Origin of the sequence: Parasphingorhabdus sp. DH2-15 (genome assembly GCF_051668705.1) — a bacterium.
GTDB lineage: Bacteria > Pseudomonadota > Alphaproteobacteria > Sphingomonadales > Sphingomonadaceae > Alterisphingorhabdus.
The window spans coordinates 2,804,941-2,820,783 of record NZ_CP196351.1 but is presented as its reverse complement, the minus strand read 5'-3'; the positions used below and the strand labels follow the sequence as shown (position 1 = coordinate 2,820,783).

The 15,843-nt window shown below is 52.0% G+C and carries 17 protein-coding genes and 2 tRNA genes; 8 read left to right on the top strand and 11 right to left on the bottom strand.

The window, feature by feature from the left end; all coding sequences use genetic code 11:
* Positions 1–38 precede the first annotated feature (38 nt).
* The 3 genes from ACR9YC_RS13150 to ACR9YC_RS13140 form a co-directional block, all read right to left on the bottom strand.
* On the bottom strand, positions 39–836 hold the full coding sequence (locus tag ACR9YC_RS13150) for a DUF3800 domain-containing protein (protein ID WP_438728386.1): 798 nt from the start codon (positions 834–836) through the stop codon (positions 39–41).
* Positions 837–1,102: 266 nt separating this feature from the next.
* Entirely contained in the window at positions 1,103–2,278 is a 1,176-nt protein-coding gene (locus ACR9YC_RS13145; protein ID WP_438728384.1) for an aromatic amino acid transaminase, read from the bottom strand.
* Positions 2,279–2,476: 198 nt separating this feature from the next.
* Positions 2,477–3,385 carry a DUF1134 domain-containing protein gene (locus ACR9YC_RS13140; protein WP_438728381.1) on the bottom strand — a complete coding sequence of 303 codons (909 nt, stop codon included), beginning with the start codon at positions 3,383–3,385 and terminating at the stop codon, positions 2,477–2,479.
* Between the two features lie 353 nt (positions 3,386–3,738).
* Here ACR9YC_RS13140 and ACR9YC_RS13135 point away from each other — a divergent pair.
* Positions 3,739–3,830 (top strand) — tRNA-Ser (locus ACR9YC_RS13135).
* Here ACR9YC_RS13135 and ACR9YC_RS13130 read toward each other — a convergent pair.
* From ACR9YC_RS13130 to ACR9YC_RS13115, 4 genes are all read right to left on the bottom strand, one after another.
* Positions 3,791–4,777 carry a hypothetical protein gene (locus ACR9YC_RS13130; protein WP_438728379.1) on the bottom strand — a complete coding sequence of 329 codons (987 nt, stop codon included), beginning with the start codon at positions 4,775–4,777 and terminating at the stop codon, positions 3,791–3,793. The two genes, ACR9YC_RS13135 and ACR9YC_RS13130, sit on opposite strands and share 40 nt — an antisense overlap.
* A gap of 197 nt (positions 4,778–4,974) precedes the next feature.
* Positions 4,975–5,283 (bottom strand): PadR family transcriptional regulator, encoded by a 309-nt coding sequence (locus tag ACR9YC_RS13125; protein ID WP_438728377.1) that lies wholly within the window; start codon positions 5,281–5,283, stop codon positions 4,975–4,977.
* 123 nt (positions 5,284–5,406) lie between these two features.
* Positions 5,407–5,928, bottom strand: a complete 522-nt coding sequence (locus tag ACR9YC_RS13120) for an ATP-binding cassette domain-containing protein (RefSeq protein WP_438728375.1) — start codon at positions 5,926–5,928, stop codon at positions 5,407–5,409.
* Between the two features lie 283 nt (positions 5,929–6,211).
* Positions 6,212–6,301: transfer RNA gene (locus ACR9YC_RS13115), tRNA-Ser, on the bottom strand.
* Positions 6,302–6,439: 138 nt separating this feature from the next.
* Between ACR9YC_RS13115 and ACR9YC_RS13110 the strand changes: the two genes are divergently transcribed.
* The 4 genes from ACR9YC_RS13110 (at position 6,440) to ACR9YC_RS13095 (ending at position 10,051) form a co-directional block, all read left to right on the top strand.
* Entirely contained in the window at positions 6,440–7,435 is a 996-nt protein-coding gene (locus ACR9YC_RS13110) for a peptidylprolyl isomerase (protein ID WP_438728373.1), read from the top strand.
* Positions 7,432–7,764 (top strand): DUF1905 domain-containing protein, encoded by a 333-nt coding sequence (locus tag ACR9YC_RS13105; protein WP_438728371.1) that lies wholly within the window; start codon positions 7,432–7,434, stop codon positions 7,762–7,764. Before ACR9YC_RS13110 ends, ACR9YC_RS13105 begins: the two co-directional genes overlap by 4 nt.
* A 111-nt stretch (positions 7,765–7,875) precedes the next feature.
* Entirely contained in the window at positions 7,876–8,988 is a 1,113-nt protein-coding gene (ald, locus tag ACR9YC_RS13100; protein WP_438728369.1) for an alanine dehydrogenase, read from the top strand.
* 70 nt (positions 8,989–9,058) lie between these two features.
* Positions 9,059–10,051 (top strand): oxidoreductase, encoded by a 993-nt coding sequence (locus tag ACR9YC_RS13095; protein WP_438728368.1) that lies wholly within the window; start codon positions 9,059–9,061, stop codon positions 10,049–10,051.
* 108 nt (positions 10,052–10,159) lie between these two features.
* Here the strand turns inward: ACR9YC_RS13095 and infC are convergent, their stop codons facing one another.
* Positions 10,160–10,705, bottom strand: a complete 546-nt coding sequence (gene infC, locus ACR9YC_RS13090; protein WP_438731848.1) for a translation initiation factor IF-3 — start codon at positions 10,703–10,705, stop codon at positions 10,160–10,162.
* 247 nt (positions 10,706–10,952) lie between these two features.
* Positions 10,953–11,240, bottom strand: coding sequence for a hypothetical protein (locus ACR9YC_RS13085; protein ID WP_438728366.1), 288 nt, complete (start codon positions 11,238–11,240; stop codon positions 10,953–10,955).
* A gap of 1 nt (position 11,241) precedes the next feature.
* Here ACR9YC_RS13085 and ACR9YC_RS13080 point away from each other — a divergent pair, with 1 nt between their 5' ends.
* Positions 11,242–12,132, top strand: coding sequence for a glycoside hydrolase family 5 protein (locus ACR9YC_RS13080; RefSeq protein WP_438728363.1), 891 nt, complete (start codon positions 11,242–11,244; stop codon positions 12,130–12,132).
* 22 nt (positions 12,133–12,154) lie between these two features.
* Here the strand turns inward: ACR9YC_RS13080 and ACR9YC_RS13075 are convergent, their stop codons facing one another.
* Positions 12,155–12,994 carry a metallophosphoesterase gene (locus ACR9YC_RS13075; RefSeq protein ID WP_438728361.1) on the bottom strand — a complete coding sequence of 280 codons (840 nt, stop codon included), beginning with the start codon at positions 12,992–12,994 and terminating at the stop codon, positions 12,155–12,157.
* A gap of 11 nt (positions 12,995–13,005) precedes the next feature.
* Positions 13,006–15,024 (bottom strand): threonine--tRNA ligase, encoded by a 2,019-nt coding sequence (gene thrS, locus ACR9YC_RS13070; protein WP_438728359.1) that lies wholly within the window; start codon positions 15,022–15,024, stop codon positions 13,006–13,008.
* Between the two features lie 234 nt (positions 15,025–15,258).
* Between thrS and ACR9YC_RS13065 the strand changes: the two genes are divergently transcribed.
* Entirely contained in the window at positions 15,259–15,648 is a 390-nt protein-coding gene (locus ACR9YC_RS13065; RefSeq protein WP_438728357.1) for a hypothetical protein, read from the top strand.
* The gene (locus tag ACR9YC_RS13060; protein WP_438728355.1) at positions 15,645–15,842 is read left to right on the top strand and encodes a helix-turn-helix transcriptional regulator; all 198 of its coding nucleotides are present in this window, start codon (positions 15,645–15,647) and stop codon (positions 15,840–15,842) included. The genes ACR9YC_RS13065 and ACR9YC_RS13060 overlap by 4 nt, the downstream gene beginning before the upstream one ends.
* The last annotated feature ends 1 nt before the right edge of the window (position 15,843 follow it).

Genomic DNA, 15,843 nt, shown 5'->3' with positions numbered 1-15,843 from the left:
TTGGTAACAAGATGGTACATAATCCATCGGGGCGGCGCTTAGGTCGCCCTTTGTGTTTCTGGCAGGTATTTATATCCGTAGCCTTGTATCTTACCCCAAGCGGATCTGTCATATTTGTGCCCAACTAAAATTGGCCGTATCTGATTTGCAAACAGACCTAGATTGACTTCATGGCCCATCACACTTCGGACGTACATATGGCTAGGATGTGCTAATAAGTCACATAGCTGAAGGCCCGCAATATTATCCTTTTTAGTACGAAATTTGAGGCTTTTCGCTCGCATAGCAGATTGGATACGCTGAGCATTGACGTACCGTGTTCCTTCATTTCTAAAGCGCTCGAATTCTAATTGTAGTAACTTATCTTTAGCTTGCCGACTTTCCGGCATTATATCGCCCACTTGCCTCTTTCGTTCTAAAAATTGTGCATATTTCTCGACAATGACTTCCATAAGAAAATGGTAAGGATGACGATCTTTCCAATGCAACTGGCTCAGCATCCATTGTTTGTCTATCAGTGCCGTAATTACGGTGTAGTCAATGGCACGAAAAACCTCTAAGATAGCTTTGTCAAATCTCTTTCTGAATTCGCTATCAGTTCTAATCCTCGCATATGGCCCTTTGCCACCCAATATATCACTTCGATGAAAAACAATGGGACTATCAGGGTCATGCTCGAATATAGCGCCTTTGATTTGATTAAATCTCGGTTCTAATTCGTCTCTGGCATGCGCGATCTCTATGGCTACACCTGTCAAGCTAAGATAGCGGTTCCTGTCCTTATGCAAATTTGTGAGGCCATCTGTTCCAACTTCATCTAGGTATAATCTATACATGTAAGTATAGTGGCAGAAGGTAATAGAAAATAAGAGTCAAAAATTGAATTAGGCAAAGCAAATGTCAAAATACTGCCGTTTTGGGGAGCGTTATAATTTTTACCGGCTCATCAACAATGCCAACCTTTTTAACAAACTTCTCATACCCATGGCTAGGCTCGTTTCTCGGCATTGTCTGTAATTGTTAAGCGCACTTCGACCCTTCGCCTTCGACAAGCTCAGGGGTGCGGAGAGACAGGATTAAGGCGTAATGAAGCGGGAGTGATCTACCCGCTCACCACACCAACCGCCTCAACAAACTTCCCGATATTGCTTTCGGACAGTCCCGCGACGTTGATGCGGCCGGAGCCGGCCATATAGACGCCGTGATCGTTGCGCAGGGCCAAAATCTGGTCTTTGTTCAGCGGCAACATGGAGAACATGCCATTTTGCGTCGCCAAGGGGCGGAAGTCCGCGCTGCCCGCTTGTCCTGCTGCGGCCAGCATATCGCGCACTTTGCGCATGCGCAGCCGCATGGCCTCTGCCTCGTCACGCCACATGCCGGTCAGCGCGGCATCTTCCAGGATAATCCGCACCGCTGCGCCGCCATGATCGGGCGGCATGGACCAGTTGGCGCGCGCCAGGCTGGCCATATTGGATTTCACATCGGTCAGGACATTCTCATCCTGCACCACCGCATAAAGCGCGCCAACACGGTCACGATACATGCCGAAATTCTTATCACAGCTATAGGCAATCATCACTTCGGGCAGATGGGCCAATACGGTTTTCAGGCCCGCACTGTCTGCATCAAAACCCTGACCCAGCCCGTGATAAGCAAAGTCAACCAGCGGGAAAAGCTGCTTTTGCGCCATAACCGCGCAGATATGCGCCCATTGCTCCGCGCTATAATCCACGCCCGTCGGGTTATGGCAACAGCCATGCAACAGCACGACATCACCCGCTTGCGCACTGTCCAGCGCGGCCAATAAAGCATCCCAATCAAGGCTCTGCGTCGCCACATCCATATGGCTATAGGTCAGCACCTCCATCTGCGCGGCCTTGAAAATCGGGGCATGGTTGGGCCAGCTTGGGGTGCCCAGCCAGATGCGCCGCGCACCAGCGGCATAAAGCGTATCCGCTGCCAAACGCACCGCTCCTGTTCCGCCCGGTGTTTGCAGGCCATCGATTTTGATAGTGTTGTTCACATCACCCAGAATATGCGGCAGCAGGCCATTGACCATCGCCATGTCACCCTCTGGCCCAAGATAGGATTTGCTGGGCTGGTGATCGACAAGCCGCTGTTCCGCTTCCTTGATCGCGGCAAAGACCGGGGTATTGCCATCATTGTCCCGATACACACCAACGCCCAGATCAATCTTATCCGTGCGGCTATCGGCTGCATAGAGTTTAATCAGCGCGAGCAACGCATCGGGCGGGGAGGGTTGGAGGTTATCAAGCATGGCAGTGCGCTTTCTGTCCGGAGAAATGAATCGCCTGATCTATAAGCGGATGCGCAGGCCTTGGCCAAGAAGAATTGCGCCCAAAATCCAATTAAAAGCGCGGCAGGCAGTGTTTTTCTCTTAAGGCCGCAACAAAAGAAAAACCCCGAAGCTGCCTCCGGGGTTTTGCTAAAGATTGTGATGGTTGTTAGCCCTTTATCAAAACGGGAACCAGCGCTGTTTCTTGCTGAACTTGCGATAGCCGATATTGGCACCCAAACGCGCACCAACGCCGACACGGATGGGGATGAGCACAACATTGCCGCGGCGCAGATAGCTGGCGTTAAAACCACCGATCAAATAGGCCTGGCCTTCACCGGCACCGAAGCGCTTATACAGGTCTTCACTGTCATAAAGATTATAGACCAGGGTGAAGCTGTTGGCGGCATTGGCGCCTGCATCCACCCCGATAGACGGGCCGGTCCAATAAACGGGGCGCTCGCCTTCCACCGCATGGTATAATGTGCCAGAGCCATAGCGCAGACCAAGCACGAATGCGCCGCCTGCTTCACGGCCGACAATATAGCCATTGGGCTGGCCTTGATCTTTCAAAATGTCTTCAATCAGGCTGGCCAAGCCTTTGGCGCCCTTGCCAAATACGCCTTCAGCCGCTCCGATAAGGTCGTCCTGCTGAAAAGTGCCATTGCTGGCCTGTGCACCATTTGCGGGTACGGTTTCAAAACCCGCACCATCAGGTGATGGGCCGGGCAGTGCATCATTATTGGCCAGATCGCCGCCATTGCTAACGGTCTCAACATCGACACCGCTAAGATCGCCAGCCTGTTCAAAATCAACACCGGCATCTGATGGCAGGTCGACATCGCGTGAAAAATCAGGGTTGGTGGCCGCATCTTCTACGGCATTGCGGGCCGCCTGCGCTTCATCGCGTGCGACGCTTGCCGGATTGTCCAGATCCGCATCGATAACATCATTGGGGTCTATCGATTCAATTTGTGCATAGGCGCTGGTTGCGGCGAGCGGTGACAAGGCTAGGGTGGATATTGCCAACCCCAAAAATGCCGCACCTGTTTTGGTAAAACGGTGAAGTTTAGAAAGTTGATTGGTCATGAAATTACCCTTTCCTGCCTGCGCAAAGACTTTGTCATCCAAAGAATGTGCAGAATATGTGCAAATTTTCACTGGTCATATGCTGCGCAGCGGGGGATTGCTGTGCAATGAACAGGCGTTGACCAGAGTCCAATTCGCGACGCACCGGTAGAAAACCATGTTTTCCCGATGATATATGTGATTGAGCTGTCCGTTTTTTGTTCATGAGCAGAAGGTAAACCGACATGGTAAACGAAAAGTTAATATCTGCGCGTAGTTTACATAAAGCATCGATTGCGCGTATCATCACTTGATTAGCAGCATATAGCTAGCTATAGGCCGCGCCTTGATGCTCAATCATGCTGCATGGCAACGGACACGTGGGTGAGCGGCTGAAACCACCTCCCTGCTAAGGAGGCAAGCTCTTTACGGGGCTTCGAGGGTTCGAATCCCTCCGTGTCCGCCATTTTTCTCTGGTCTATCGCTTCGCGGCTTGAGACCGGCTCCGAGTTCAAACTTTGCCCCGAAACTCTCCGCCTCTTTTATCTCGCCACTTGCTTCGCCGTTTACGGCTGTGCTGTTAGTAGAAGAGTGCGCATCCGTCAAAGGCTGTACGAATATCAGGCTCAAAAAATACCCGATTATTGCGCTTGCTCCATAGCCAAGCATCGGTGTCGGATAGGCTCCCAAAGCTGCTGATGCGATAATGATGAGCCAGCTTGATGCGAATATATAATGGACTATTGTGCGATTAGCTCTGGGGAGCAGCAGGACCGGACATATCATTATCAGACATCCGAACCAGAGCGACAGTCCAAGCGTCGCATGGACATCAAAAGCTGTCCAGAGAATATGATCGACAAATGGCACTGCTGGCAGGCGATCAGGCTGGAGCAGTGTCGCCATAAACGCGATAGAGCAGAATATGGCGGCCGTGATTGTCATGCTGCTCGCTTTCTTGCAGCAAATGATAATTGCCGTCCCGCTCAACATGGCGGCCATTGCCCGATCTGGTTGGATCGCCACAGCTAATCCAGCTGCACATATCGCCAATAAGGTCCAGAGATTTTGGGATCTTGCGAAGCAAAGTGCGATGCTGGGTAAAAGGATCAGGCTGGTCTGGACGAAAAAAGGCCCCATCAATATCCACCGCCTCGCATCCTCGATTGCGTAACCAAAGAGAGCGGTGGCCAACAGGGTTAGTGATGCAATGAGCGCGGCCAGTATCGCAAAACGCTTTGTCATGCGGATGGAGAGGATGGCGCCAATAGCGAGTATAATGCCCAATAGTGTAGCCGCTATATTGACGATGATCATGGTTTGCGGCGCGCCCGATGCCGAGAGATAGGTCAGCCCAATAATGCTGGCGATTAACCCCGAAGCAAATGTGAATATAGTGAAACGGTCTTTCATGATAAGGCTCCATCTTTCGCCGGGTGCGATCTTGATTTCCCAATGAAAGTGTAAACAGGCCAAAAGGCATCCCAATCCGAAGACTATGGCTTTGCTATCCCTATCGATGACAGAAATTTCCGCGCACATTGCCTGCGCCCACTTCTTGCGATGGCGAGGTGTCAGCAAGTCAATCAAGAATATCAATTGGCGGTGTCTCATGCGGAATTAGGCTTTGCTTGCGATGCACCATCCGGCGATGATCTTTCTACCAGACTTTTGGCGAAAACCCTGCCTGTTTCAGAAAGGGCGTAAACATGTCTGGGCGGCCGCCCTTCGACACTTGCTTCTTGCCAATGGGAGGTCAAAAGCTCTTGATCCTCCAGCCTGGCCAGCATGGGGTACAGCGTGCCGGGTTTTATGCTGGCCTTTTGCATTATCTCATAACCGTACATGCCATGCGGAGCATCGAGCAGGGCAATCAGGGCTAATTGCGTGGCTTTTGAAGGCGCTCTGGTTTTTCGCATATTTCATTATATCGATATATATCGAGTTATGTCAATATGCCTTTTTGGACATCCGCGAAGACCGGTATATGATAAGAATAAACCCATGATACGATGCAAAAGACGCATCAGGGAATAGCCGAGTTAATCTGATTCGATCAACTTGCCGCCCTGCATGATCAGTATGCGATCAGCAGCATCAATCGTCTCTTGGCGATGAGCGATAATGATGCGGGTGATACCCATAGATGCGATGGCCGCATTAACGGCCTGTTCGTGCTGTGCATCAAGGTGCGCCGTGCCTTCATCCATAAGGAGAATTTTGGGGCGCCGGTAAAGTGCGCGGGCCAGCAACACGCGTTGTTTCTGCCCACCGGAAAGCGTAGAACCCATATCGCCAACCAGTGTTTCATATTGCATGGGCATCGCCGCAATATCATGATGGATAGAGGCGGCAGCAGCTGCTGCAACAACAAGCTCCATATTCACTTCATCATCGAACAAGGCGATATTGTCCGCCAGCGAACCACCAAACAAGCTGTCTTCCTGCAACACAGCAGCAATTTGGCGGTGAAAGCTCTTATAACCAAAACGGTGCAGTGGCAGACCGTCAATCAGTATTTCGCCATTTTCTGGTTCGACAAGCCCCAACATGATCTTCAGCAAGGTGGATTTGCCGCCACCAGAAGGACCTAGCCGACGGCGCGGAGGCTTATCGGATTTTCGATGCCCGTGATGAGAATGTCATCAAGATCATGATGAAAATTACCTAACGGCTTGAAGCTTACTACAACATGTCACTCATAAAAGAGCTATGAGAAGGCCAAACTGAGTCAGGCAGTAAAGTAGATGTCACTCAGCCCTTGCGCTCTATGGGCTTGATGATTGACGCGTTATGCAGCGCTTACCCTCTCTTGCAGTACAGTTGCGCGGCGCATCATAACAAGAATGGCGGACACGGTGGGATTCGAACCCACGAAAGAGTTGCCCCTTTACACACTTTCCAGGCGTGCGCCTTCGACCACTCGGCCACGTGTCCGTCTATATTGTGCCTTTGGCATGGATGACAAAAGCGGATATTTGGTCTTTGGTTTTGGCGTGTGCCAAATCCGAACCGCGCTCTTAGACACGATTTCCCCCTTTCGCAAGCTCCGTAAATGGCTTAGCATATGCTCTTATGAAAAAGCTTCTCAAAATGCCCATATCAATGCCCATTGCGGCACTGGCCCTTGCTGTTAGTCCGATGGCTATAAACGCGCAAAACACCGCGCCAGCAGAAACTCCTCCTCCTGCACCTTCCCCGAACCAGATTGTCGAGCAGGCGGCCACTGATCAATGGGTCGCTATTGCCCCGGCTGATTTGCTGGTGATGGATTTGGCGCCGGATGCTGATGGCAGTGCACGGCGAGTGGTCATTCAGCTTATGCCAGAGCCATATTCGCAAGGCTGGATACGCAATATTCGCAAACTGGCGGCGGCAAAATGGTGGGATGGCACCAGCATTAACCGTGTGCAGGATAATTATGTCACCCAATGGGGCAGTTTCACCGAGGAAGGCGCAGCAGAAAAGCCGCTGCCACAGGGTTTGGAAGTGGTGCCTGAAAGCAGCTATGTCGTGAGAGGCGATGCTGCCAATTGGCGCAAATTTGCGAAGATCACCATACCGCGAGGCAATGTTATCAGCTACACAGCATTTGAGCGTGGCTGGCCCCTTGCAGCAGGAGGAACACCGGATTCCGCGATACGTTGGCCTGTTCATTGCTATGCTATGGTCGGTGTTGGTCGCAATCTTTCGCCTGATACGGGCAGCGGCGCGGAACTATACACCGTAATTGGCCACGCACCGCGCCATTTGGACCGCAATATTGCGCTGGTCGGACGGATTATTGAGGGTATGGAACATATGAGCAGCCTGCCGCGCGGCAAAGGCTTTTTGGGGTTCTATGAAGACCCAAGCAAGCGCGTACCTATTGTTTCGGTAAGACTGGCGACTGATCTTGCGGATGGTGAGCAGATGCGCTTTGAGTATCTTGATACTGATGGCCAGAGCTTTGCTGAATATGCCGATGCGCGGGCCAATCGGCGCGACCCGTTTTTTAATGTGCCTGCGGGCGGCGCAGATATCTGTAATATTCCCGTACCGATCAGGCGGGTTTCTGCTGAGGCCGAGTGAACGCAGATTGCTTGTCGATACGCTCGGCGCTTTGGGTCTGGCACTCCGATACAGGTAAGGGCAGTTGGCATTTTTTGACCATAGATGGCGATATTGCCAGCAATATTCATGACCATGCTGCAATAGCCAGACTTGAGCTTGGTCTGCCCAGAAAGCGTGGTTGGGGAAGCCTTAAAGTAGAGGCACAGATTGGCGCAACTATCTGGCGAACGTCAATTTTTCCGAGCAAAAAGGGCGCAGAATATTTGCTGCCGGTAAAGGCCAAAGTGCGCAAGGCAGAGGGCCTTATAGAGGGCGATAATGTCATGCTGACATTGCGATTGATATGAGTGTGCGACAAATAATTTCACAGCAGTGAAATTTTGTTAACGCATCCTCTCGTCATGGCACGAGATTTTTATTATGATCGGCGCTGATCATCATCATGAGAGAGTCGTTTTATGCGTATTGGCACCCCCAAAGAAATCAAAAACCATGAATATCGCGTTGGCTTAACGCCTGAAAGTGCACGCGAACTTGTCGAACATGGTCATCAAGTGTTGGTCGAAAAATCGGCTGGGCTTGGTATAGGGGCAAGTGATGACGATTATCAGGCGGCGGGCGCTGAATTGGTGGATGGACCAGAAGCAATCTTTGAACGCTGCGACATGGTGGTTAAAGTCAAAGAACCTCAGGCAAATGAACGCGCTATGCTGCGTCAAGGTCAAGTGCTTTATACCTATTTGCATCTCGCCCCGGACCCTGAACAAACCGCCGATCTGGTGAAATCTGGTGCGACATGTATCGCCTATGAAACGGTGACAGGTAAGGGCGGTCTGCCATTGCTTAAGCCCATGAGTCAGGTTGCAGGGCGCATGTCTATCCAAGCGGGCGCGACCGCTTTGGAAAAGGCCCATGGTGGACGCGGTGTGCTGTTGGGCGGCGTGCCTGGCGTGGCACCGGCCAAAGTTGCTGTGATCGGTGGGGGCGTAGTAGGCTTTAACGCAGCGCAAATGGCGGCTGGTGTCGGGGCAGATGTGACCATATTGGACCGCGATCCCGACGTGCTGGAGCGTTTGGGGCATTATTTTGAAGCACGCGCGAAAACGCGCTTTTCCAACCTTGCCAATCTTGCCGAATGCGTGGCGGAGGCTGATCTGGTGATTGGCGCAGTTCTGATACCCGGTGCTGCAGCGCCAAAACTGGTTACGCGCGCCATGCTGAGTACAATGAAACCGGGCGCCGTTCTGGTGGATGTTGCCATTGATCAGGGCGGTTGCTTTGAAACATCCAAAGCCACGACCCATGCTGAACCAACCTATGTGGTTGATGATGTCGTACATTATTGCGTAGCCAATATGCCAGGTGCGGTATCACGGACCTCTACCTATGCTCTCAACAATGTGACGCTGCCACATGCTCTGAGAATTGCCAATCTGGGCTGGAAAGAGGCCATGCGCAGCGACCCGCATCTGGCAGAGGGTCTGAACATCTGGAATGGTAATGTTACTTATGAAGCTGTAGCACGCGATCTTGGTTACACGCATTTACCTATTGTGACAGCCTTGGCATAGACCCGTTCATAATGCTTGCTTTTTTAGCAATCTATGAGAATATTTGGCTTCATCGAAAAGGGGCATGCTAATGACAAAACATAAACAACATCCCATTCGTTCCGGATTCGGAATGTTTAGTGAGCCAAATGATATTTTGAAAGGCCGCTCGCTTAACGGCAAAACGGCTATTGTAACTGGCGGCTATTCCGGCCTTGGTGTGGAAACGGTGCGCGCGCTTGCGAAGGCAGGTGCGACTGTTATCGTCCCTGCTCGCGATATGCCGCGCGCGCATGCAGCTCTGGTTGATATATTGGGTGATGTTCATGTCGAATCTATGGATTTGGCGGATCTGGATTCGGTCAATGGCTTTGCTGAAGGCTTTGCCAATAATCATAATCGTCTTGACCTATTGATTAACAATGCCGGTATCATGGCCTGTCCTGAAACGCGGATTGGGCCAAATGGTTGGGAACAGCAATTTGGCGTTAATCATTTGGGGCATTTTGCCCTCGCCAAAGCGTTGATGCCAATGCTTGAAGCGACTGCCCAGCAAAAGGGTAGCGATGTGCGCGTCGTCACCCTGTCATCTACAGGCCATAAGCTGAGTGATATCCGCTGGGACGATCCACATTTCCGTGATGGCGAATATGATAAATGGCAGGCTTATGGCCAGTCAAAAACGGCGAATGCCTTGTTTGCCATAGGGCTGAACAAACGGCTTTCTGCATTTGGTGCTCGCGCCTTTTCCGTTCATCCCGGCGGTATTATGACGCCTTTGCAGCGGCACCTTCCTAGGGAAGAAATGGTGGCTATGGGTTGGTTGAATGAAGATGGCGAACCGTCGGAAGCGGCTGCCAAAATGTTTAAAACACCCAGCCAGGGTGCTGGCACCAGCCTATGGGCCGCAACCCATCCACAGTTGGCCGATTCAGGCGGCCTATATTGCGAGGATTGCGATGTTGCGCAGATGGACAATCCAGCAGAGCCTGTGCGCTATAAAAATGTCATGCCCTATGCAGCGGATGCCGAAGCGGCTGAGCGTTTATGGACGCTGAGTGAAGAGATGATTGCTGTTCTATAATAACAGGCATAATATGTTGGTCACGCCGAGCGCAAGCGCGCTGCGGCGTGACCTATCTTTCTCTATTATTTTTGAATGAGCGCGCATAAAATACTGTTTGCGCAGCTATTATTTGGGTGACAACACCATCAGCATTTGCCGACCTTCAAGGCGAGGATAAGCCTCAACCTTTGCGTCTTCTTTGGTGTCTTCCTGAACACGTTGCAACAATTGCATGCCCAGTTGCTGGTGTGCCATTTCACGGCCGCGAAAACGCAAAGTAACCTTCACCTTATCGCCATTACCGATAAATTGGTGTACCTTTTTCATCTTCACATCATAATCATGATTGTCGATATTGGGGCGCATCTTGATTTCTTTGATGTCCTGCGTCTTCTGTGATTTACGTGCAAGATTGGCCTTTTTCTGAGCCTCATATTTAAACTTGCCGATGTCCAGAAATTTGGCGACAGGCGGTTCTGCATTGGGGGAGACTTCCACCAGATCAAGACCCACGGCCTTGGCGCGTTCTACCGCTTCGTCAGTGTCCAATATGCCCAGATTTTCGCCCTGGTCATCAATCACCCTTACAGTAGGAGATTGGATAAAATCGTTAAATCGTGGACCGTTTTTCGGCGGAGCCGAAGGTCCGCGGCGTGAAGTTGGCGAGCGTATGGGTCATTCTCCTGAGTTTTGTAAGTCTGCAAGTCTATTAGGGTCTTTGCTGGCGTTAATAAAGGGGCAAATCACTCTTTGACGCTGTGAACAGTGGCAACTGCGCCCTTTATGCAACGCAAATGGGTGTAAGCTGATGCAAAATAGTGCTCCAGAGCGTTCAAGCCTAAGTGATTTCACGGCAGTGCACTGGCAGAGACAGGGCGGTTATCGCATTATTTGTGCAGGCCTTGACTGACTTGGTTGACTATTGGCATATGGTTAGCGCTAACGCAGGGGGTAAGGCTATGGGACATATAATAGGCTCTACAACGATCTTGGCTGGCGCGTTGTGTACTCTCGCGGCATGTGGTGGAGATTCTGAGACATCATCGCCGGTCAGCATATCGCCGCCGCCACCCATTGCTTCCGCGCCGCCGTCCCCACCACCGCCTCCACCACCTCCTCCTCCGCCACCACCGGCCACACCTTTGCCCACCACGCCGGTTGCTTCGGCTTTAACACAGGCCGATGCGCGCACAGGGGCATGCATCAATATGGGCAATCATTTGGAGGCGCCCAATGAAGGTGATTTTGGCCGCCCCATCAATGATACGGATTTTGCGGCCATTGCTGCGGAAGGTTTCGAAACCGTGCGCTTGCCTGTACGCTGGTCAAACCATGCCGACACCAATGCGCCCTATGCGATCGATCCCGATTTCATGGCGCGTGTGATAGAGGTGGTGGATCAAGCGCGCGCGGCGGGGCTACGCGTTGTGCTGGATTTGCACCATTATAGTGATCCGCAAGGTGATATTTATGAAAATCCGGAGTTGGAGGCCCCGCGTCTGGCGGGTATTTGGCGCCAAGTGGGCGATCAATTTGCCAGCTATCCGAATGATGTTCTGTGGTTTGAGTTACTGAACGAGCCCAGCGTCAACCTTACCAATCGCAACTTGCTGAGCATATTAAACCCCGCCCTTGCAGAGATACGCGTTTCCAACCCCACACGGCCAGTTGTTGTCGGCGGTGAAGGGTTTAGTAGTATTCGCTCGCTTGCGACGCTGCCAATACCCAATGATCCTTATATCATTGCAACATTCCATTATTATGATCCGTTTTTCTTTACCCATCAGGGCGCGCCTTTTATTACACCTGTTCCACCAACAGGGGTGCGCTTTACCCAGGCTGACCGTGATCAGCTTGCGAGAGATGTTCAGATAGCGCGCGATTTTATGGCGCGTACTGGCCGCCCTTTATGGCTAGGCGAATATGGTGTTTTTGAGGATGTCGTGCTGGATGAGCGCGCTGAATATTATGAAGCCGTCAACACCGCCTATGGCGATGCTGATATTGATGGCTGTCCCTGGGCGTATACCAACACCTTTCAGTTCCGTGAAGGCAATGGCGGCTGGATACAGCAATTGCTTACCGCAATAGGGCTATAAGCGGCAGAATATATATGCTCGCTCACATATCAGGGCCAAGTGTCACGACCCAATAGTCAGGCGGCGCTCCGATGCGGATGGGCATGATGCTGGTGCCCATGCCTGCTGTGACGATGACTTTTCGCCCTTCATCCTCAATCAATCCGCAATTAAAGCGGCTGCCATAGCGAGAGACATAGGATAATATGCCGATTATGGGCAGTGCGATTTGCCCGCAATGGGTGTGGCCTGCCATGACGATATCTGTATCAAAGGGCAGGTCGGGAACGATATCTGGCCCATGTGTAAACAGAATATTGGGCGCCGTTTGTGACAGTTTCGCAAGTGACTTTGCCGTTTTGTCCAAATCAGCACGGCCCGTATATTCATCATCGACACCGATCAGATTGAACGGGCCGACGGCCAGTGCTTCGTTGCGCAATAATGTGATGTCATGCCGTTTGAGTGCAGCGACAAAGCCTTGCTCATCGCTCCAATAATCATGATTGCCCAGCACTGCATAAACGCCCATAGGCGCCGCCAACTTTGCAAGCGGGGCAATTGCTTCGTCGGCAGTATAATATCGGGTGGCCAGACGTTTCTCACTCACAAAGTCACCCGCGAGGAGAATTATATCTGCCTGTTCCTGATTCACTTGATTGACAATATTGGTGAGCCGCTCTGGCCACATGTCCGGGCCGGCCATTTGCGTATCGGCAAGCAAAAGGACACGCAGAGGCGGTGTGTCCTTTGGCCAGTCATCGACTGAGATTGCCGCGCGCCGCGCCACTGGCTTACTGGTGGCTTCATAAAAGCCATAAGCTGTAAGGCCCATTGCCAGCAATAGAGCGCTCAGCCCGATGCGTAGGCTCCAATACCCCATCTCTGCTGCTTTTATTCGCGCAAATCGGGCGGTGTTGCGTCGCGTTTCAGCATGGCAATGGCCTCATCCAGCGGCAGGAATTGCTGTTGTTTCTCACCCAATTGGCGCAGGGCCACGCTGCCTTTTTCGGCCTCTTGCTTGCCGACAACCAACAGATTGGGCACTTTGGCCAGACTATGCTCACGCACTTTATAGTTGATCTTTTCGTTGCGCAGATCAGCGTCAACACGAATGCCAGCGGCTTTTAGCTTGGCAACAACCTGTTTGGCATAATCATCGGCATCCGAAACAATGGTCGCTACAACGGCTTGTGTCGGGGCCAGCCAGACGGGTAGCTTGCCAGCATAATTCTCAATCAAAATGCCGATAAAGCGCTCATAGCTGCCAAAAATCGCGCGGTGCAGCATAACGGGGCGATGGCGCTCGCCATCCTCACCAACATAGCTGGCGTCCAGCCGTTCGGGCAATACGCGGTCTGACTGAATGGTGCCAACTTGCCAGGTCCGCCCAATGGCATCGGTCAAATGCCATTCCAGCTTGGGCGCGTAAAAGGCCCCTTCGCCCGGCAATTCTTCCCAGCCAAATTCTTCCGTTGCCATACCGGCATCAATAACGGCCTGACGCAATTCTTCTTCGGCCTTGTCCCAATCATTATCGCTGCCAAAGCGTTTTTCCGGACGCAGCGCCAATTTGATGGCGTATTTTTCAAAGCCCAAATCTTTATACACACGGTCCGCCAACTCACAGAATATGCGGGTTTCCTCTACGATCTGGTCTTCGCGGCAGAAGATATGTGCATCATCCTGCGTGAATTGACGCACGCGCATCAGGCCGTGCAGAGCGCCGTGCGGCTCATTACGGTGGCAACAGCCATGCTCGAACAGCCGCAGCGGCAGATCACGATAGGATTTGATACCCTGACGGAAAACCAGCACATGCGCAGGGCAATTCATGGGCTTAATCGCCATCATATCGCCTTCGCCGCTGATCACCGGGCCATCGCTTTCCGCATCCGGCACTTCATCGGGCACAGCAAACATATTTTCGGAATATTTGCCCCAATGGCCCGATTGCTCCCACTGCTTCACATCCATAAGCTGCGGCGTCTTAATCTCTTCATAGCCGCCATTATCAATGGCGCGGCGCATATAGGCCTCTAGTTCACGCCAGATAACAAAACCCTGTGGATGCCAGAAACAGCTGCCTTGCGCTTCTGGTTGAAAGTGGAACAGGTCCATTTCCTGCCCCAGCTTGCGGTGGTCGCGCTTGGCCGCTTCTTCCAGCATATGCAAATGGGCATTAAGCTGTTTTTTGTTCAGCCAGCCTGTGCCGTAAATACGGGTCAGCTGCGCATTATTCTGGTCGCCGCGCCAATAGGCACCGGCCACGCGCATCAGCTTGAACGCTTGCGGGTCCAGCTTGCCCGTGCTGGCCAGATGCGGCCCGCGGCACATATCCATCCACGCGCCATCGCTTTGTGGTTCGCCCGACCAATAGACGGTCAACTCTTCATTTTCAGGCAGCTCGCCCGCCCATTCAGCTTTAAAACTCTCGCCATCATCCGCCCATTTCTTGATTAGGTTGGCGCGCGACCAGACTTCGCGGATCAGCGGTTTATCCGCCTTGATGATGCGGCGCATTTCTTCTTCAATGGCTGGCAGGTCATCCATGGAAAACGGATCGCGCGTTTCCGGCGCTTTGACATCATAGTAAAAGCCGTCATCAGTCGCCGGACCAAAGGTGATCTGGGTACCGGGGAACAGGCTTTGCACAGCCTCAGCCAGCACATGTGCATAATCATGGCGCACCAGCTCCAGCGCCTCAGCCTCATCACGCGCGGTGATCAGCGCAAGCAGTGTATCTTCTTCCAATGGGCGCATAATATCGCGCACTTCACCATCAATGCGTGCGGCCATGGCGGCTTTGGCAAGGCCGGGCCCGATATCGGCGGCAATTTGCGCGGGTGTCGTGCCGTGCTCAACCTGCCGTTCAGAGCCATCAGGAAGGGTAATTTTTATCATATCAGTCATAGATTCAGCATTTGGCGGGATTAGCAGCAAATGGCAAGGCACCTTGTTGGCGTGTTCATGGGTTTTACGAAAGCAAGCACCGCGCGCATCATATTTATGCCGTGCTCAATATGATGATCAGATACGTCAAACATGGCTGTAATAAGCAAGTTTGGTTTCCAATATGGAAAACACACTTGACAAAATGGAATAGAAATGACAAACACCCTTTCCATAAATGAAAGGGTAGTTTCCATGGCGATGCCACATTATATGAAAAATTATACCAAACGTCTGTTCGCATTTATGGGTGCCTATATGGTGGTGTTGATAGGCGGGCTGACCTATGCACGGCAGGGCGATCAATCGCAGATTGTGCTGATTTTTCTCGCCCTGCTAACGGCTTTGCCGATCTGCGGGGTTTTCTGGACCATATTCAGGTTACTTGTCGAATGTGATGACGAGTATCAGCGCCTGCTTTTTGCCAAACAATTTTTGCTGGCTACGGGAATGACACTTGCGCTGACGACGGTTTGGCAATTTCTGAAAGTCTATGAGGTGCTTGCCGCTGGCCCGCAATGGATCGGGGTCATCTGGTTTGCGATGCTGGGTTTTGCGGCGCCTCTAGTGCGGTGGCGTGCGTGAAAAACCGTTTGAAAGTGCTGCGCGCGGAACGTGACTGGTCCCAACAGGATCTGGGTGAGCATTTGGGAATATCGCGCCAATCGGTCAATGCCATTGAGAAGGGACGCTATGACCCTTCGCTGCCATTGGCGTTTAGAATAGCGGAACTGTTCGATATGGCTATCGAAGAGATTTTTGAGAAAGAGCAGGGCTGAT